Genomic DNA, 17076 nt, shown 5'->3' with positions numbered 1-17076 from the left:
CAGAACTATTTCAGCAATAACGATTATTTATCATTATTTCATTCGATATAAGCCATATCAATGCCATATAAAGTTGAAAGTAAAATGACAAAATCATCTTTTCAAAGTCTGTAACCAACATGATGCTTGTGGCATAAGATTTCAAGGGTGATCTCTAAAAAAGTTATAAAAAATATTTCAAATTATAGAATTTGTTCATATAAGATGGCATGAACATAAAATGATTCCAGATTTGATCAAGTGCTTAGTCAATTTTTTCGTATCATTGCCATTCTCAGTCTTGCACTTGCATCACTATGTATTCTTAAAGTTGAAGATATAGGTACAAATTTATGTATCTATGAATACTTACAACCTCAAAAAGCGACCTATTTTAATGAACTATTAGGAACTTCATCAGATGATCCTACGCTATTGAGTACCATGGGAATCGTTGGAATCTTCTTTTTTTTCCCACTGTTGCTATCATTTAGACGTGCTTGGTATGTGGTTATATTATGGCTATATGCGATTTTTCAATTCATCATCATTTTAATGATAGAAACTGCTTCAATTTCAAAAATTATCTATGACAGTATTGTTTATTGTCATAATGGTTGGTTGTTCGCATGGGTGATCGGGCAGAGCATATTTATTGTTTTTAGTTTCGTTTACATTTTCTATGGCACTGAAACTAATGTATAAAGCTTTCAAATGGATTGGCTTGAGTTGCCTATTCTAGTCAGCATGTGGCTTTATTATTCTGTACTGGATGAATCAAGAATGTGCTTTCATTTCAAGGTGCTAGCCCGAATCAAATTAATTATTAGGCTGAAATGAATGGTTCTTCATCGGATGAACCTCTTTTATTTATTTTTATTGCGTTGATTTGCATTTTATTTTCAATTTTTTTTTGTGCTTAGCAAAATCTGTTCATCATTTCTTGATCATCACTTTCACTTTATTGATGTTTTTAATTGTGCCATTGAGTATATTCTATACAGTGTCATTTTATCAGCCATTACATGGCAGTATTGAAGCATGTGGCAATTATTGGTTATTGGCCGCAATTTTAGTTTTTTATCATTTTATTCTGTTCGGCTTTACCTATTGGTTTCAGGCACGCAAAAAATAGATTCATCTTTCACTATTTTTACATACAGCGTAAAATATTCGGTTCTATTTTAATTATTAGGATAATGCATCTGTGCCAAGTCAGTTAAATGTCGATCAATTGGTCATGGTTCGTGATCGCCATCGCTTAAGTCGGCTGAAAAAAGGCAAAGAGGCCAATCCTGAAAAATTTCAAGATTTGTTTGAAAAGTCGAATGCGAAAGTGCGCGAACGGATTGCCCGCATTCCCAATATTAAATTAAATCAAGACTTACCTGTTACGCAGTATGCGGACAAACTAATTGAAGCGATTCAAAAGCATCAAGTGATTATTGTGGCAGGTGAAACGGGTTCGGGTAAAACCACACAGTTGCCTCAAATTGCCATGCTTGCAGGTCGTGGTTTAACAGGTTTGATTGGCCATACTCAACCCCGTCGACTAGCAGCGCGTAGCGTTTCGCAACGTATTGCCGAAGAAGTGGGCGAAAAGCTAGGGGAGTCGATCTCCTTTAAAGTTCGTTTCAATGAACAAGGTTCACAAGATTCCATCGTGCGTTTGATGACTGACGGTATTTTATTGGCTGAACTGGCCAATGACCGATTCTTAAATAAATACGACACGATTATTATCGATGAAGCGCATGAACGTTCGCTAAATATCGACTTCATCATGGGCTATCTCAAACAGCTCTTGCCTCGTCGTAAAGATCTCAAAGTCATTATTACTTCAGCAACTTTAGACGTAAATCGATTCTCGAATTACTTTAATGGGGCACCTATTTTTGAGGTGGAAGGTCGAAGCTTCCCTGTAGAGTTGCGTTATCGTCCGATTTCTGAGCTGAGCATTATCGGTAGTGATGATGATGAATTTGACGATTTTGAAGAAAATTTACCCCGTGCCGTGGTTTCGGCCGTAGAAGAATGTTTTCAAGATGCGCAGGAAAAAGGTCATCCTGAACATGCCGACATTTTGATTTTTGCCAGCACTGAACAAGAAATTCGTGAGTTACAGGAAACACTGCAAAAGTTTGGGCCACATCATACCGAAGTTTTACCTTTATATGCTCGATTGGCTTTGGCAGAACAGCAAAAGATCTTTAATCCATCGGGTGGTGGGCGACGTATTATTATTGCCACCAACGTGGCAGAAACTGCTTTAACTGTACCGAATATTCGCTACGTAATTGATAGTGGCTTTGCACGGATATCCCGTTATAACTATCGTTCACGTGTACAACGTTTACCGATTGAGGCTGTATCGCAAGCGGCAGCAAATCAACGTAAAGGTCGTTGTGGTCGTATTGCACCAGGTGTGTGTATTCGACTGTATTCAGAAGAAGACTTTATGAGTCGTCCTGAATTTACCGAACCGGAGATTAAACGAACCAACTTGGCCTCGGTTATTTTGCAAATGCAAAGTTTGGGCTTTGGTGAATTAGAAGACTTCGATTTTATTGAGCCGCCAGATCATCGTTTGGTGAATGATGGTCGTAAACTGTTAATTGAGCTTGGGGCGATGGTTGAGAAAGGGAAAGCCCCTCTTTCGCAAAGAGGGGTTGGGGGAGATTCTATTGAAAGTAATCCCCCTAAATCCCCCTTTACAAAAGGGGGACTTCCTCCGGCGAAGGGTGGTGGTTTAACCAAAATTGGTCAGCAAATGGCGAAAATGCCGATCGACCCACGTCTTGCAAGGATGATTTTGGGTGGAGCGCATTTTGGTGTATTAAATGAAGTCTTGATTATTGTCGCTGCTTTAGCGGTACAAGATCCACGTGAACGTCCTGCGGATAAACAAATGCAGGCCGATCAGAAACATGCTTTGTTCCGTGAAGCTGACTCGGATTTCTTGTTCTATATCAAATTATGGGAAGCTCTAGTCGCTAACCGTGACATGAGTGAAAATAAGCGTCGTACATTTGCACGCAATCATTTCCTCAGTTGGTTACGCCTCCGTGAGTGGAAAAAAACCCATGAGCAATTGGTGGATTTGGCTCAGGGCTTAAAACTGTCCTTTAATGAAAAGAAGGCCAATTATGAAAATCTGCACCGTGCGCTATTAACGGGTTTACTTTCATTTATTGCCAATAAAACCGATGAACGTAACGTGTTCATGGCGGTGCGTCAGCAAAAGGCACGTATTTTCCCTGCATCAACCTTGCATAAAACCAATACACCTTGGGTCATGGCTTTTGAGATGGTTGAAACCTCTCAGGTATATATTCGAACGTTGGCAAAAATTGAACCTGAATGGATTTTGTTGGCTGCAGGCGATTTGTTGAAGCATCATTATTTTGAACCCCATTGGTCCAAAAAATCTGGTGTAGTCAATGCCTATGATCAAATTTCTTTGTTTGGTTTAATTATTGAGCCACGCCGTCAGATTAATTATGAAAAAGTAGATCATCCTGCGGCGCATGAAATTTTCCTACGCGATGCGTTGACGACGGGACATTTGGGTATTACGCCACCGTTCTTAAAACACAATTTATTAAAACTCGAAGAAGTTGAGCGCGTTGAAGATAAACTGCGTCGTCGTGATTTAGTAGTGGATGAAGAAACCATCTACCAGTTTTATGCTGCTAAAGTACCTGAAGAGGTGGCAAGCCGTCGTAGTTTTGAAGACTGGCGTGCAACGGTAGAACCACAAAATCCGCGTCATTTATTTATCGATGATGATGCACTTTGGATGAATGACCGTCCAACGACCCAGCAATTTCCAGACTACCTACGCAATGGTGAACTGCGTTTGGCTGCAAGTTATCGTTTTGACCCAAGTCATGATGAAGATGGCGCAACGGTCAAAATTCCAGTTCAAGCGTTGCCGCAAGTGGACGAAAATATTTGGTCATGGGGCATACCCGGTTGGCGACAAGACCTGATTGAAGCCTTGCTTAAAGCATTGCCAAAAGATAAGCGTCGCCACTTGGTGCCAATACCAGATACAGCGCGTAAATTGATGGATCGTGTCGATGCCGTGCATTTGCGCGAGCATATTTTTAGTTTCTTGGCCTTCCAACTGCGTGGTGAGCAAATCACAGACAAAGACTTTTCTTGGGAACGTGTGGAGCAATATCTGCTGCCATTAATCAAAGTCATTGATGAAAAAGGCCGTGTGATTGAGCAAGGTCGTGACCTAGACGAACTCAAAGCACGCTGTCGTACTGAAACTCATAGCCCAGTCAAACAGTTAAAAGGTGAGTTTAAAACCTTCCCTGATAATTTTGTGTTCGAAGCATCACAAAAAGTCACGGGTGTGGTGGTAAAACAATACCAAGCGCTTGTTCCAGTCAAAGGCTTTGCGGAGTTGGATGCCAAAGATGAATCGGGTGTGGTGATTCAGACCTTCAATGACCAATTTGAAGCAGTCAAACAACATCGCGAAGGGATCATTCGTTTGGTTCATATGCAGTTGGGGGATTTAGTTCGTCAGTTGAAAAAACAGATTTCTAAACCCTTGGCATTGGCTTATTCACCGCTAGGTGACAAAGCAAAACTAGAGCAAATGTTAGTTTATGCCACACTTCAGCTTGCAATAAATGAGCTACCTGTCAATATGCAGGAGTACCAAAACCTGATTTTAAATGTAAAGAAATCTTTCTTGACCCATGAGCAACAAGCGTTAGCCGTTTTAACTGAAACCTATATTCAATGGCAGGATATACGTCGGAAATTATTGGTTTTAGATGATTCTGTGTTTGGAAAGAATATTGATGACATTGAAGATCAGCTCGATTTGATGCAACTTTCAGATTTTGTTTATGGCAAAACTTCCGATGTGTGGCTCGAATTTCCAAGATATTTGAAGGCATTAGTCTTGCGTTTAGACCGCTTGCCAAATAACCTACAAAGGGACAATTCTGCCATTGATCAAGTTGACCCATGGATGGAAAAATTATTTAAGTTTAAAAATGACACTCGCCTTAAAGAATTGTATTTCATGGTTGAGGAGTTACGCATCTCTATTTTCTCTCAACCAATGAAGACCAAGATGCCAATTTCTCCATCCCGCTTGCAAAAAGTATGGGATAAGCTCGGAATCAGTTAAGATATAGGTAATTTCTAAAAGGAGTTTTACATGGGCATCCGCATTACGGGTACAGGTCTTTATCATCCAGAAGACGTAATTACTAACGAAGAGTTAGTTGAAGCTTTAAATGCTTATGTGGAACAGTACAACAGCGACAATGCTGAAAAAATTGAAGCCGGTGAGCTAGAAGCGCGCCGTGGTTCAAGTGCAGAATTTATCGAAAAAGCGTCTGGCGTGAAAGCACGTTATGTTGCTGAAAAAAGCGGTATTTTAGATCCAAAACGTTTACGCCCAGTGCTACATGAACGTCCAAATGATGAAATTTCGCTACAAGCGGAATGGGGTGTCGCTGCGGCTAAACAAGCGATGGAAAATGCAGGCGTGACTGCAGAAGACATCGATGTAGTAATTTTGTCTTGTTCAAATATTCAACGTGCATATCCAGCCGTTTCAATTGAAATTCAAACTGCTTTGGGTATTCAGGGTTATGCCTATGACATGAACGTTGCATGTTCAGCTGCAACTTTTGGTATCAAGCAAGCCTATGACGCGATCAAATCAGGCGCTCGTCGCGTGTTATTGGTAAACGTTGAGATCACATCTGGTCATACAGATTTCCGTATGCGTGACTGCCACTTCATCTTTGGTGACGTTGCAACGGCTTCGATCATTGAAGAAACTGAAACCAAAGCTGGTTTTGAAGTGTTGGATATTGACCTGTTTACTCAGTTCTCAAACAACATTCGTAACAACTTCGGTTACTTAAATATGAGTGAAGTCGATGCTGACATCGACAACAACCGTTTCCGTCAAGACGGTCGTAAAGTATTTAAAGAAGTGTGTCCATTAGTGGCGAAAATGATCACTAAGCAATTGGATGACAACAAAATTGCGGCAACAGATGTAAAACGCTTCTGGTTACACCAAGCGAATGCCAGCATGAATGAATTGATTCTGAAACTGGTTGTGGGTAAAGAACATGCTCAGCCAGACCTTGTACCAATCATTCTTGATGAATTTGCCAATACTTCATCAGCAGGTGTCATTATTGCGTTGCACCGTACAGCAAATGAAGTAAACCATGGCGAATACGGTGTGCTTTGCTCATTTGGTGCAGGCTACTCAGTAGGTTCTGTACTTGTTCAAAAACATGATGCTGCCTAAGGTCAGCACATTTGCAGGTTGAACATGATGCAAAATGGATAAAGCGTTTAAGCGCTTTATCCCGCATGTATTTCACGCCGACCTTTTTTGGCGCTGAATATATTGATGCATCAAAACCTGCAATGTATGTAGGGAATCATACAATTTACGGTGTACTCGATTCACCGTTGATTATTGATTATCTCTACAATGAACATAAAGTGGCTGTGGTCAGTATCGCTGATCATAGCCATTTTTATTTGCCCGGTTGGCGTGGCATGGTCAAAAAGTTCGGTGCAGTCCAAGGCATTCAGGACTATGTCAGAACAGTGATGCAACAAGGTTATTCCATTTTAGTTTTTCCCGGTGGTGGTCGAGAGGTTTTGAAGCGAAAAGGCGAAGCCTATCAACTGATTTGGAAGCAACGTTATGGCTTTTTAAAACTGGCGCAAGAATTTAATTATGATATCGTGCCTTTTGCCGCTTTAGGTGGAGATGAAGTCTTTGAACTGGGTTTTGATGCCAGTGTGATTGTTGAACATCGTTGGTTTAAACAACTATTAAAAATACAAAAAATCGATAAATTATTACGTCATGGTGATGTGATTCCGTCTTTACCCAAGCGTATTATCCCCAAGCGCATTCCATTCTATTTTCAATTTTTACCCCGTCAAAGTTTGAGTCATATTCAGAGTGTGGAGGATTTAAAGCTCTATCGAGAGGCACTACAACAAGATATTTACAATGCGATAGAACAGCTTAAGAAAATCCGTTCAGAACAATATTCTACAGATCAATAATAGTGACTACTCTTCAACTTCATTCATTTTTATTCGTCACAGCTCAAAATTATGGTGAATTTTGTCACAACAATAGCTTTTAGATTTTTTTATTGAACGCCTTTGTATTGACCTTTTGTACAGCTATTCGGCTGATTAATGGCAGTAGTCGGAGCATTAAACTTTGACTATAGTGAAGGTTGAAAAATAATCAACGATCGTTAGGGCGGAAGATGGAAAAGAAAAGCTTGACCCCGCAGCTTGAGCATATTGCTCGGCAACTTATTCGAATATCTCCAAGTTTAAAGCAGTTGTATCAAGAGCAAATGGATCTTGCTACAGCACTCAATTCACAAAATATCTTTAAAATTGAACAAGAGCAGCACCGCATTCAACTGTGTAATGGACTGTGGACCTTACAGCTACAAAGTCGTGAATCGATTGGCTATCAGTTTCCTAGAAGTCCATTTAGACCCATCAAAATTGCTGAATTGCATACGACAGTGCCATGTATTGAAGTAGTAGAAGATTTCTTATTTCATGAATTGTATTTTTTTACTGGCGACCTAAAGCCGCAACATTCACTCTTGCTCAGAGAAAAAGCACAGCAATTTAGACAATTGATCTTACAGTCGATTTTTCAACATCTAAATGGGCCAGCGCGTGTTCAGCAGTTTTTAGCACAGATGACAGCAGTTGAAGCGCAAATTTTTGATCAGCTGATGCAAGAGCAGCAGATTTATCAGACACCGCTATTACAAACGTATATCGAATGCCAAATCTGTCTACCACATTGGTTGATGCAAAAGATTGAGCAGATGTTTGCGCTTCATTCACTTACAGAAGCTGAAATATTGCCGATACAGCTCTTGATGGATAGTTTGGACGAGATTTGTTTTGCTACAGCACAATTTTTAGATCCAACGATTTACCGGATCATGAGTTTGAGTTATGAAGATCGGTTCAATTTACAAGAATTAAATGAACATATAGAAGATATTATTTTGTTGCTCGACCATGCATATGAGCGTCCCAATTTGTTGGGTTTTATTCGTTTGATGCATCGGGATGTTTGGGCAGAGCAGGACATATTAAGCCACAGTAATTTTGTGCAAGCTACAGCAATTTGGCAAAAAAAATGTGGAAAACTCCCTTTACTCGATAACAACCGTGCAGTGCGATGGATGTTCAAGCAGTCAGTCGAAGTGTTGGATTGGCTGAGTCGTAATTTTCAACACAGTAATGTACGAGTGGCTGTGACGGCATTAAGTTTTGTCGATACGCAGCATATTCATCCCGCATTGATTCTTACAACCTTACAACATTTTCAATTTGTTGCAGCGCGCTTATTTATTCAAAATTGTCATACGATTGCGCATGAACATGATTGGTTTAATCATGAAAAAAATCTACAGTTTGTTTTACAGCGAAAATATCAGCAGCATGATGACCATCGTGTAGTGATCAGCCCATCGATTTTGTATTTAGATGAGTGGTTGATCTTAATGCGACAGGTGTTAGGCGCAGAGGATCAGGCCATAAAAAAAGTCTATCTACCTTTGAGCCGTATTATGCAGGCCTATCTGCAACATTTAGTACGTTGTACGCAGCAATTACCGCAGGCTTTGATGGATTATATCCGTCCAGAAACCCAAGAAAATCGCCAGTTTTTAAGTATGTTACGACAGCATAAAATTCAACTGCAGGATTTTCGAAATTTATTTTATTTAAAGCATGCTAATTTAAGAGTATCTGTATTTGATGCATATGTGCGTGACTATGTTAGTGCGACTTATTCTACAGGTCATACAGTCCCTAAAAATATTACCTGGAATGGGGTCTTTCATCAGGCGGTGCATTGGCATGCTAAGCAACAAAAGCAAGAAATGTTAACTCAATTAAAGCGTAAATTTGCGACAACAGTCTGGCAGCCATTTACAACAGAAGACAAAATATATTTTCAAGATTGGGTCTTTGAAGAATTAAAAACCATCGATCGAATTATTGATGAATCTATTCACTTTAAACATTGTTTGGCATCAAGTTATAGCGCCAGTATCATTGCAAGAGTATATGTAGCTTTTCATATGTACCATCCCATTTTGCATGTATCGATGACTTTGGGCTGTCATGTGCAAAACCACATTTTGGTTTTTGATCAACTTGAGTATTCAAATAATACCCAAGCAGAAATAGAAAAAGTAAATATCGCCAAAGAATTTTTAAATAGGTTCAATAGCTTAAAGTAAGATTGGCGAAATACGGATTTAGGAAACTGTGTTGTGCGCTTAACTTTTGAGTCAAAAATCGTTAGGCTATAGCCGTTCTTTTACGGTATAGGTCTTATGAAACAAGAAACTGCACTCAAGCTGCTCAAAGCAGGCGAAAATGTGTTTTTAACAGGTTCGGCTGGTGCAGGTAAAACTTATACTTTAAATCAATATATCAATTATCTGAAAGCGCGCAAAGTGCCGGTGGCAATTACGGCTTCTACAGGGATTGCTGCAACCCATATGAATGGCATGACAATTCATACATGGGCAGGGATTGGGATTAAAGATGCGATTTCCGAAGATGAGTTAAAGCGCTTAAAAGAACGTAAATATTTAAAAGAGCATTTGGAAAATGCCCAAGTTTTAATCATCGATGAAATTTCGATGTTGCATGCCAAGCAATTAAACTTGGTGAATAAAGTTTTAAAATTTTTTAAAGACAGTGAAGATGCTTTTGGGGGGATTCAAGTCATTGTTGCAGGTGACTTCTTCCAGTTACCCCCTGTGGGACGCAAAGGTGAATTAAACCGTGATAAGTTTTGCTTTATGTCTGAGGCATGGGTAGAAGCGAAGTTTCGCGTGTGTTATTTGACCGAACAACATCGTCAGGGTAATGACTATCTCAATGATATTCTAAATGCGATTCGTGCTCAACGAATTACTGGCGATCATTTGTATGCTTTAAGGCAGACAAGTTCACAAAATATAGGTGAAACCTTTACGCGCTTGTATACCCATAATATGGATGTAGATAGTATTAACTATAAACATCTAAATGAAATTGAACAAGAATCTCGCCAGTTTGATGCCCAATGTGATGGTAATGACAAACTGATCGAAACCTTAAAATCTTCAGTGCGTGCGCCGGAAACTTTGACCTTAAAGAAAAATGCCAAAGTGATGTTTGTAAAAAACAACTTTGACGTGGGCTATATCAATGGCAGCCTCGGTGAAGTGATAGGTTTTGAAGAAGATGATGAATATGGCATCTTGCCTAAAGTAAAACTCACTGATGGCACGACCTTGGTGGTAGAACCTGAAACATGGTCTGTCGATAATGATGATGGTAAAACCATTGCCAGTTTCCAACAAATTCCACTGCGTTTGGCCTGGGCGATCACCATTCACAAATCTCAAGGGATGACCCTTGCAGCGGCTGAAATTAACTTGACCCATACTTTTGAGAAAGGTCAGGGTTATGTGGCATTGTCGCGTTTAAAAACATTAGATGGTTTGCGTTTACTTGGTTTTAATGAACAAGCCTTAGAACTCGACAGTTTGGCCATTAAAGCCGATCGACGCTTTCAGGAACTCTCTGACGAAGCGGAAACCAATTTTGCAGAGGCTGATTTAACCGTACAACATAAAGCCTTTATTCGCCACTGTGGCGGAACACTGAATGAAGTGGAAATCGAGCGCAATGAAAAGAAAATTGCCAAAACTGGTGTGAAACAAAGCTTTGCCACAGCGACTTTAGATCAAACTCGTGAGTTGTTTGAGGAAGGTTATGAAATTCAAGATATTGCTGTGGAGCGTGGTTTAACACCAGCTACGATTATTAATCATTTGGCTCGTCTGCAAAAAGAGCAAGGTTTGGATATCTCGGTGGCACATCCGGGAGAAGATGTGGTTGAGCAGGTGCGTAAAATCTATAAACGTTTGGCGAAACGACAAGACCCAGCACATTATAATGATGACGGCACGGTTAAGTTGCGTCCAATTGTGGAGTTAACCAGTCCACGCATGGGATATGACCAAGTTCGTTTGGCTTTATTATTTGTGGAATAATGGATATATGGTGCATACGAAAAATACTGATGAATAAAGTGTGGTTAATATCGTTCAATAGATTTAACAGTAGACTGTCTAAAGGATTCGTATTTTTCCTAAGCGATGGTTTACACTGTAGCAAGTTAATTTGCTAACGATTTGAATTATGACTTTTAGTGCATGGTATTCACTGCGTAAATTTGTCTATAACAATTTACATAATGATGATTATGAAACTAAATTTAGTCATTTTCTCAACTATGCTTTGATATTGCTGATTTTAGGTAATGCTGCTGCGGTTTTACTCGAATCGGTCAATGATATTTATTTGTCTTATCAAGTTTACTTTGATTTTTTTGAAAATTTTTCAATCATTGTATTTAGTGTTGAATACGTATTGAGGCTTTGGTCGATTGCAGATAAAGACCCATTTTACTCCGCTTGGCGTAATCGTTTGAATTGGGTAAAAAGTGGTGGCGCAATTATTGATTTATTGGCAATTTTACCTGCATATCTAAATTTCTTTGTCCATTTTGATTTGCGTTTTTTACGTATTTTACGATTACTGCGTTTATTAAAATTAACTCGATATTTTGTGTCGTTGCAAATTTTGTTACGTGTCATTGAACGTGAAAAAGGTTCATTTCAAGCTGTTGTTTTTATTTTATTTATTATGATTATTATGGCCGCAGCTGGGGTGTATTTAGTTGAGAGTAAAGCACAGCCAGAGGTCTTTAGTTCTATTCCTGCGTCCATGTGGTGGGCTGTTGTTACTTTAACGACGGTCGGTTATGGCGATGTAACACCGATAACCCCTGTTGGGCGGATATTAGGTGCAATGATTACGATATTAGGGGTTGGCTTGGCAGCATTGCCAGCAGGTATTTTAGCCAATGGTTTGGCACATGAATTGGAGCAACGCAAACAACAATTAGAACTCAGTTTTCGTGAGTTGATTCAAAATCGTGAAATTGATTTTGTACTTGAGCCTGAAAAAATCGAAGAAATCCGAAAAACAGTGGGTTTAACCCGTGAGCAAACACAGGATATTATTTGGCAATTGTTACGTGAGCAAAAAGAGGAATCATTAAAGCAGGAGCGTGAGCAGTATGCATATTGCCCGCATTGTGGAAAAAAATTACCTGATTTGTAATGTGAAAAAAACACATTAGCTAAAGATGATTCAGTAAAACTTGATGAAGTATATTCATGTGAATAAAAAAATAGTTAAATAAAATTTATGATGAATATGATTCATAAATATCATGATATGATAAATATAATTTAAAAATACTGATTTTCAGCTCATTCAGTATGTCGTTTGTGGAACTCATTATGTTGGAATTACGCCATCTCAAAACATTATTGGCACTCAGAGAACACGGTTCTTTGGTCGCTGCATCTAATGATCTGTGTTTAACGCCTTCTGCACTTTCACACCAGTTGAAAGAGCTAGATCATTGGTATGGGGTAGAGGTGGTGAACCGACGCACACGTCCTGTTACTTTTTCGAATGTTGGGCAACGTTTACTACGCCTTGCCGATGACATTTTGCCGCAAGTTCAAATTGCGCAATCGGACATTACACGTATTGTGCATGGTCAAACCGGCCGAATTATTTTTTCTTCAGAATGTCATAGTTGCTTTGATTGGCTCATGCCGTTATTGAATGTCTACCGTCAGCAATACCCCGATGTAGATTTGGACTTTGCCTCTGGCTTTGAAGCCAATCCGCATGAACTATTACAAACAGGCGAGTTTGATCTTCTGATTACGGCAGACCCAATCAATTTAAAAGGTGTGGAATATTTCCCAATCTTTGAATATGAATCTCGTTTGGTACTGTCAAATACGCATCCATTGGTTCGTGCGACAAATGTGACTGTTCAAGAATTAGCAGAAGAAACGCTGATTACCTATCCGGTTGATAAACATCGTTTAGATATCATGGCAAAATTATTTTTACCGGCCAATATTCAGCCTAAACACGTTCGTACTACAGATTTGACCCAGATGCTGATTCAGTTGGTTGCAAGTGGTCGTGGTATTGCGGCATTACCAGATTGGGTGGTAAATGAATATGAACAAAAAGGTTGGGTGACCTCTCGACGTTTAGATTGTGTTTCACCTGAAGGTTTAAGACGGACCTTGTACGCAGGCTATCGTACCGAAGAGGCTGAAAAAAGCTATTTTGAAGGCTTCCTAAAACAGTTGGCCAAATTCTCACAAAAACGCAATCAATATTATTCCAACTAAGGAGGAGCTATGACTCAGAGTCTTTTTGTATACGGGACATGACGTCTAGGTCAGCCCAATGCTCATGTGATGGAGCACATAGGTGGCGAGTGGAAGAAAGGTGTGGTTTGGGGTGAGTTAGAACATAAAGGCTGGGGTGCGGCGATGGGCAGTCCGGGCATCCGTTTATCGAAGGCAGGTCAAGCCATTGAAGGCTATGTTTTTATCTCTGAAAACTTAGCAGCTCATTGGGCTGCTTTAGATGAATTTGAAGGTGCTGAATATCAACGTGTGGCTGTTGATGTGCAATTGGAAGGCGGAGAATGGATGCAGAGTGAAATTTACGCTTTGAAATAATATTGAGGGGAGAGTCGTAAAATACGTGGGTCATCCATACATTACGTGGGTCATCCATACATTATGACTTTCCCCAACCTGCGAAATATGTATCGATGATTCTGCTTGCTCTGTTGTTTCCTTGAGTGCAATTTTTTAAAGAGCCGTATCTGAAAGAGTTGTATCTAAAGTGCTTGAATGCACAGAAATCACTTTAAGATTGCTATACAAGTGGATGAATAATTTTTAGAATTGAGCTGTATCTCACACTGAAACCTGTTTGAGCTCAATCATGCCGAATACTATAGAACCCTCACCAACTCAACTCATGTCTGTGATTCAAACGCAGACAGCAATTGCCAAACTGGGTTTAGATCTAAATGCAGTGATGACCGTAGTTGCAGAACAGGCGCAGCAGATTACACATGCAAAAGGTGCAGTTGTAGAGTTGGCTGAAGATGGTGATATGGTCTATCGTGCAGTGTCTGGTGGGGCGAGTCATTTATTGGGTTTAAGACTTCATATTGAAAATAGTTTATCGGGTCTATGTATAGCGCAAAAACAAACACTGTATTGCCAAGATTCGGAAACAGATGCACGGGTAGATCGCGTGGCATGTCAACGTGTTGGATTGCGTTCGATGGCAGTAGTGCCATTGATTCATTGTGATGAAGGTGTCGGTGTTTTAAAGATTTACTCTGACCAAGTCGATGCCTTTCAGGAAGCCGACTTGCATATATTAAGTTTGATGTCTGAGTTGATCGCTGCGGCGATGTACCATGCGACACGTTTCGGTGCGACAGAGTTATATAAATTGGCGACTCAAGATAGCTTAACAGGTTTAGCTAATCGGGCTTTGTTTGTCGACTTTTTACGCCAAGGTATAGAAAAAGCACGTGCGCAGAAAAAAGTGCTAGGTATCTTGATGATTGATATGGATGGTCTGAAGCCGATTAATGATCAGTTTGGACATCGCATTGGGGATGCTGCACTGAAAGAAATTGCACAGCGCATTTTGCGTGAAACACGTCAAGATGACTTGGTTGCACGCTTGGGTGGTGATGAATTTGCTGTGATTTTAACCAATATTGCCAACTTAGAGCGTGCGCAAACGGCGATGAATCGAATCGCAGAAAGTTGCGGACTACCGTTTGCATTTGAGCAAATGAGTTTGAAAATTGGTGCCAGTATTGGCATGGCTTTATTTCCAGAGGATGCCGAATCCATCGATCAATTGGTCGAAATGGCAGACTTGAAAATGTACGCCAATAAGCGTGAACGGAAACAAGTAAATATTGAATAACTCACTGCTTAAATAATTCACTAATTGTTATGCAGGTGAATTCCTTCACTACCGCCAAATTATTGAAAGTATCAGAAAAAACATTTTTGATGGGAATACGTGTTGTCTCAAACAATTGCAGATGACATCACGGAATATTATTGTTTAATTTAAATCAAAGTGCGCTTAGCATGTGACGGTGCAAGATGATTAAATAATTGAAAAATCATCTAAGGTCATTTGTTTTTTGACTCAAAATAATATTTTGAATTGTTAAGCTGTGCACTATTGCATGGCGAAAAGAGCATGACAATTCAATGAAAGGGATGTCAAAAGATTTATTCATTATTGCGGCAGGTTTTATTGCTGCAATGCATATCGGGAAACTACCGCCCGCAATACCTGTATTACAACAGCAACTCGGCATTAGCTTTATTCAGTCTGGTTTATTGCTCTCACTAGTACAGGGTGCAGGAATGTGCTTTGCATTGTTGATTGGTAGTTATATCCAAAAAATTGGATTTAAACTGTGTATCTTATTGGGCTTAAGTCTATTGACGATAGCAAGTGCATGGGGGAGCTTTGCACAAAGCTTTGATGTCTTGTTGCTACTGCGTGTCATAGAAGGATTTGGCTTCTTATTGGTGACACTCACAGGGCCTGCATTTATCCGTCAGCTTGTACCGCTACAGCACATCAGCGCAAAGATGGGACTGTGGAGTGCTTATATGGGCGGAGGTATGGGCATAGCCTTATTGGTTGCGCCATTTCTAATTGCTCAATATGGTTGGAGTGTGGTTTGGCTCAGTTTCGCTATGATTACTGCAGCATTACTACTCTGTATCGCTATGTTTATTCCTCAGCCTAATGTGGCGCTGAATACAACACCTATTATTGGTCTCATTCGGGATACTCTGAAACATCCTGCGGCATGGCTTTTGGCGCTCATTTTTGGGACATATGCAGGGCAATGGTTTGCATTGGTGGGTTTCTTACCGATGATTTATGCACAAAACCAAATTTCAGCCGAATTGGCAGGTGCTTTAACAGCCAGTGTTGCCGTTGCCAATGCTGTGGGTACATGGGGGTGTGGGCTGTTATTACAGCGTGGTTTTCAAGCTAAAACTTTAGTCCAACTGGGTTTTGCAGTTTTGATCATTTGCTCCTTAGGGTTTTATCTCTTTAAAGACGCGTTACCGTTTTTACTGCAATATTTAACGGTGTTTAGTTTTTCGCTTTTTGGAGGCTTGGTTGCTGCGACGGTCTTTGCACAAGCACTGCATTTTGCACCTTATCCTGCGGCAATCAGTACGACGGTCGGCATGATTTTACAATGTTCTGCAATTTCCCAATTTATTCTGCCACCTGTGATTGCCACTCTGGTTTCACAGACTGGAGCGTGGTTTTGGGCGGGTATCTTGATGTCAGCGTTGTCATTCGTTGGAATCATGCTTAGTCGACGTTTATTTCAAATGCAGCATGGCTCAAATTAAAATTTTGTTAAACCGCTATGTCAGCAACGGCCTTATTGTTTAATCCCAATCAGTAGCGACAAGATGCCTGCTGCAATGAGTGGGCCGACAGGTACACCACGCAGCATGGCAACACCTGCGACTGTCCCAATTAATAGTCCGGCAACCACATCTGGCTGATTGGACATCAGTTTGACACCACGTCCGCCTAGCCATGCGACAAAGACGCCAATGGCGATTGCGACGAGGGATTTCCAACTTAAAAAGGATTTTAAAATCGAATCACCAGGAATTTTTCCGCTAGCGATCGGCGTGAGTACACCAATGGTTAAAATAATAATGCCAATGTTTAAGCCATATTGTTGCAGATAGGGGAAAAATTCACTTAAAGGCGTGATGCGGAAAACAATCAAGACACCTGCTGCTATGGTGATCGCTGTATTGTGGCTAAAGATGCCACAAGCCAATAACACCAATAACACGATCAGATTTAAATCCAACTGAGACATAGGATATTCGTGAGAAACTTCAATAAATAATTAGGGTCTGTTGACATTTGTTGATTAAAAAAATAGCGAGATAGTAAAATTAAATCGCCAAACCCAATTTTACACTCGCTATGCCTCGAACAATGCTAAATGATCAACACTGGTCCAAGTTACTTGCT

The 17076-nt window shown here is 40.1% G+C and carries 12 protein-coding genes; 11 read left to right on the top strand and 1 reads right to left on the bottom strand.

Annotated features, from left to right (window positions below; all coding sequences use genetic code 11):
* The first annotated feature begins 240 nt into the window (after positions 1-240).
* From FTU38_RS11520 to FTU38_RS11470, 11 genes are all read left to right on the top strand, one after another.
* The gene (locus tag FTU38_RS11520; protein ID WP_180111248.1) at positions 241-684 is read left to right on the top strand and encodes a hypothetical protein; all 444 of its coding nucleotides are present in this window, start codon (positions 241-243) and stop codon (positions 682-684) included.
* A gap of 535 nt (positions 685-1219) precedes the next feature.
* Positions 1220-5137 (top strand): DUF3418 domain-containing protein, encoded by a 3918-nt coding sequence (locus tag FTU38_RS11515; protein WP_218954719.1) that lies wholly within the window; start codon positions 1220-1222, stop codon positions 5135-5137.
* 30 nt (positions 5138-5167) lie between these two features.
* A complete protein-coding gene (locus tag FTU38_RS11510; protein ID WP_180026928.1) occupies positions 5168-6283 on the top strand; it encodes a beta-ketoacyl-ACP synthase III in 1116 nt (371 codons plus the stop codon).
* Positions 6284-6294: 11 nt separating this feature from the next.
* Positions 6295-7062 (top strand): 1-acyl-sn-glycerol-3-phosphate acyltransferase, encoded by a 768-nt coding sequence (locus FTU38_RS11505; protein WP_180108750.1) that lies wholly within the window; start codon positions 6295-6297, stop codon positions 7060-7062.
* 212 nt (positions 7063-7274) lie between these two features.
* Positions 7275-9290: a hypothetical protein gene (locus FTU38_RS11500; protein ID WP_180111246.1), complete on the top strand. Its 2016-nt coding sequence runs from the start codon at positions 7275-7277 to the stop codon at positions 9288-9290.
* Between the two features lie 96 nt (positions 9291-9386).
* Positions 9387-11102 carry an AAA family ATPase gene (locus FTU38_RS11495; protein ID WP_180111245.1) on the top strand — a complete coding sequence of 572 codons (1716 nt, stop codon included), beginning with the start codon at positions 9387-9389 and terminating at the stop codon, positions 11100-11102.
* A 148-nt stretch (positions 11103-11250) separates the two neighbouring features.
* The gene (locus FTU38_RS11490) at positions 11251-12237 is read left to right on the top strand and encodes an ion transporter (protein ID WP_180007353.1); all 987 of its coding nucleotides are present in this window, start codon (positions 11251-11253) and stop codon (positions 12235-12237) included.
* Between the two features lie 182 nt (positions 12238-12419).
* On the top strand, positions 12420-13340 hold the full coding sequence (locus FTU38_RS11485; protein ID WP_078189020.1) for a LysR family transcriptional regulator: 921 nt from the start codon (positions 12420-12422) through the stop codon (positions 13338-13340).
* 69 nt (positions 13341-13409) lie between these two features.
* Positions 13410-13676 (top strand): gamma-glutamylcyclotransferase family protein, encoded by a 267-nt coding sequence (locus FTU38_RS11480; RefSeq protein ID WP_257222647.1) that lies wholly within the window; start codon positions 13410-13412, stop codon positions 13674-13676.
* 271 nt (positions 13677-13947) lie between these two features.
* Positions 13948-14958 (top strand): sensor domain-containing diguanylate cyclase, encoded by a 1011-nt coding sequence (locus tag FTU38_RS11475; RefSeq protein ID WP_180065242.1) that lies wholly within the window; start codon positions 13948-13950, stop codon positions 14956-14958.
* Between the two features lie 305 nt (positions 14959-15263).
* Positions 15264-16430, top strand: a complete 1167-nt coding sequence (locus tag FTU38_RS11470; RefSeq protein ID WP_257225711.1) for a CynX/NimT family MFS transporter — start codon at positions 15264-15266, stop codon at positions 16428-16430.
* 32 nt (positions 16431-16462) lie between these two features.
* Here the strand turns inward: FTU38_RS11470 and FTU38_RS11465 are convergent, their stop codons facing one another.
* Positions 16463-16918 (bottom strand): DUF441 domain-containing protein, encoded by a 456-nt coding sequence (locus FTU38_RS11465; RefSeq protein WP_078189017.1) that lies wholly within the window; start codon positions 16916-16918, stop codon positions 16463-16465.
* Between the last annotated feature and the right edge of the window lie 158 nt (positions 16919-17076).

The organism is Acinetobacter sp. YH12098, assembly GCF_013419235.1.
In the GTDB taxonomy this organism is placed as follows: Bacteria; Pseudomonadota; Gammaproteobacteria; order Pseudomonadales; family Moraxellaceae; genus Acinetobacter; species Acinetobacter amyesii.
Note: the sequence above shows the minus strand (reverse complement) of the source record. Positions and strands in the feature narration are given on the sequence as shown.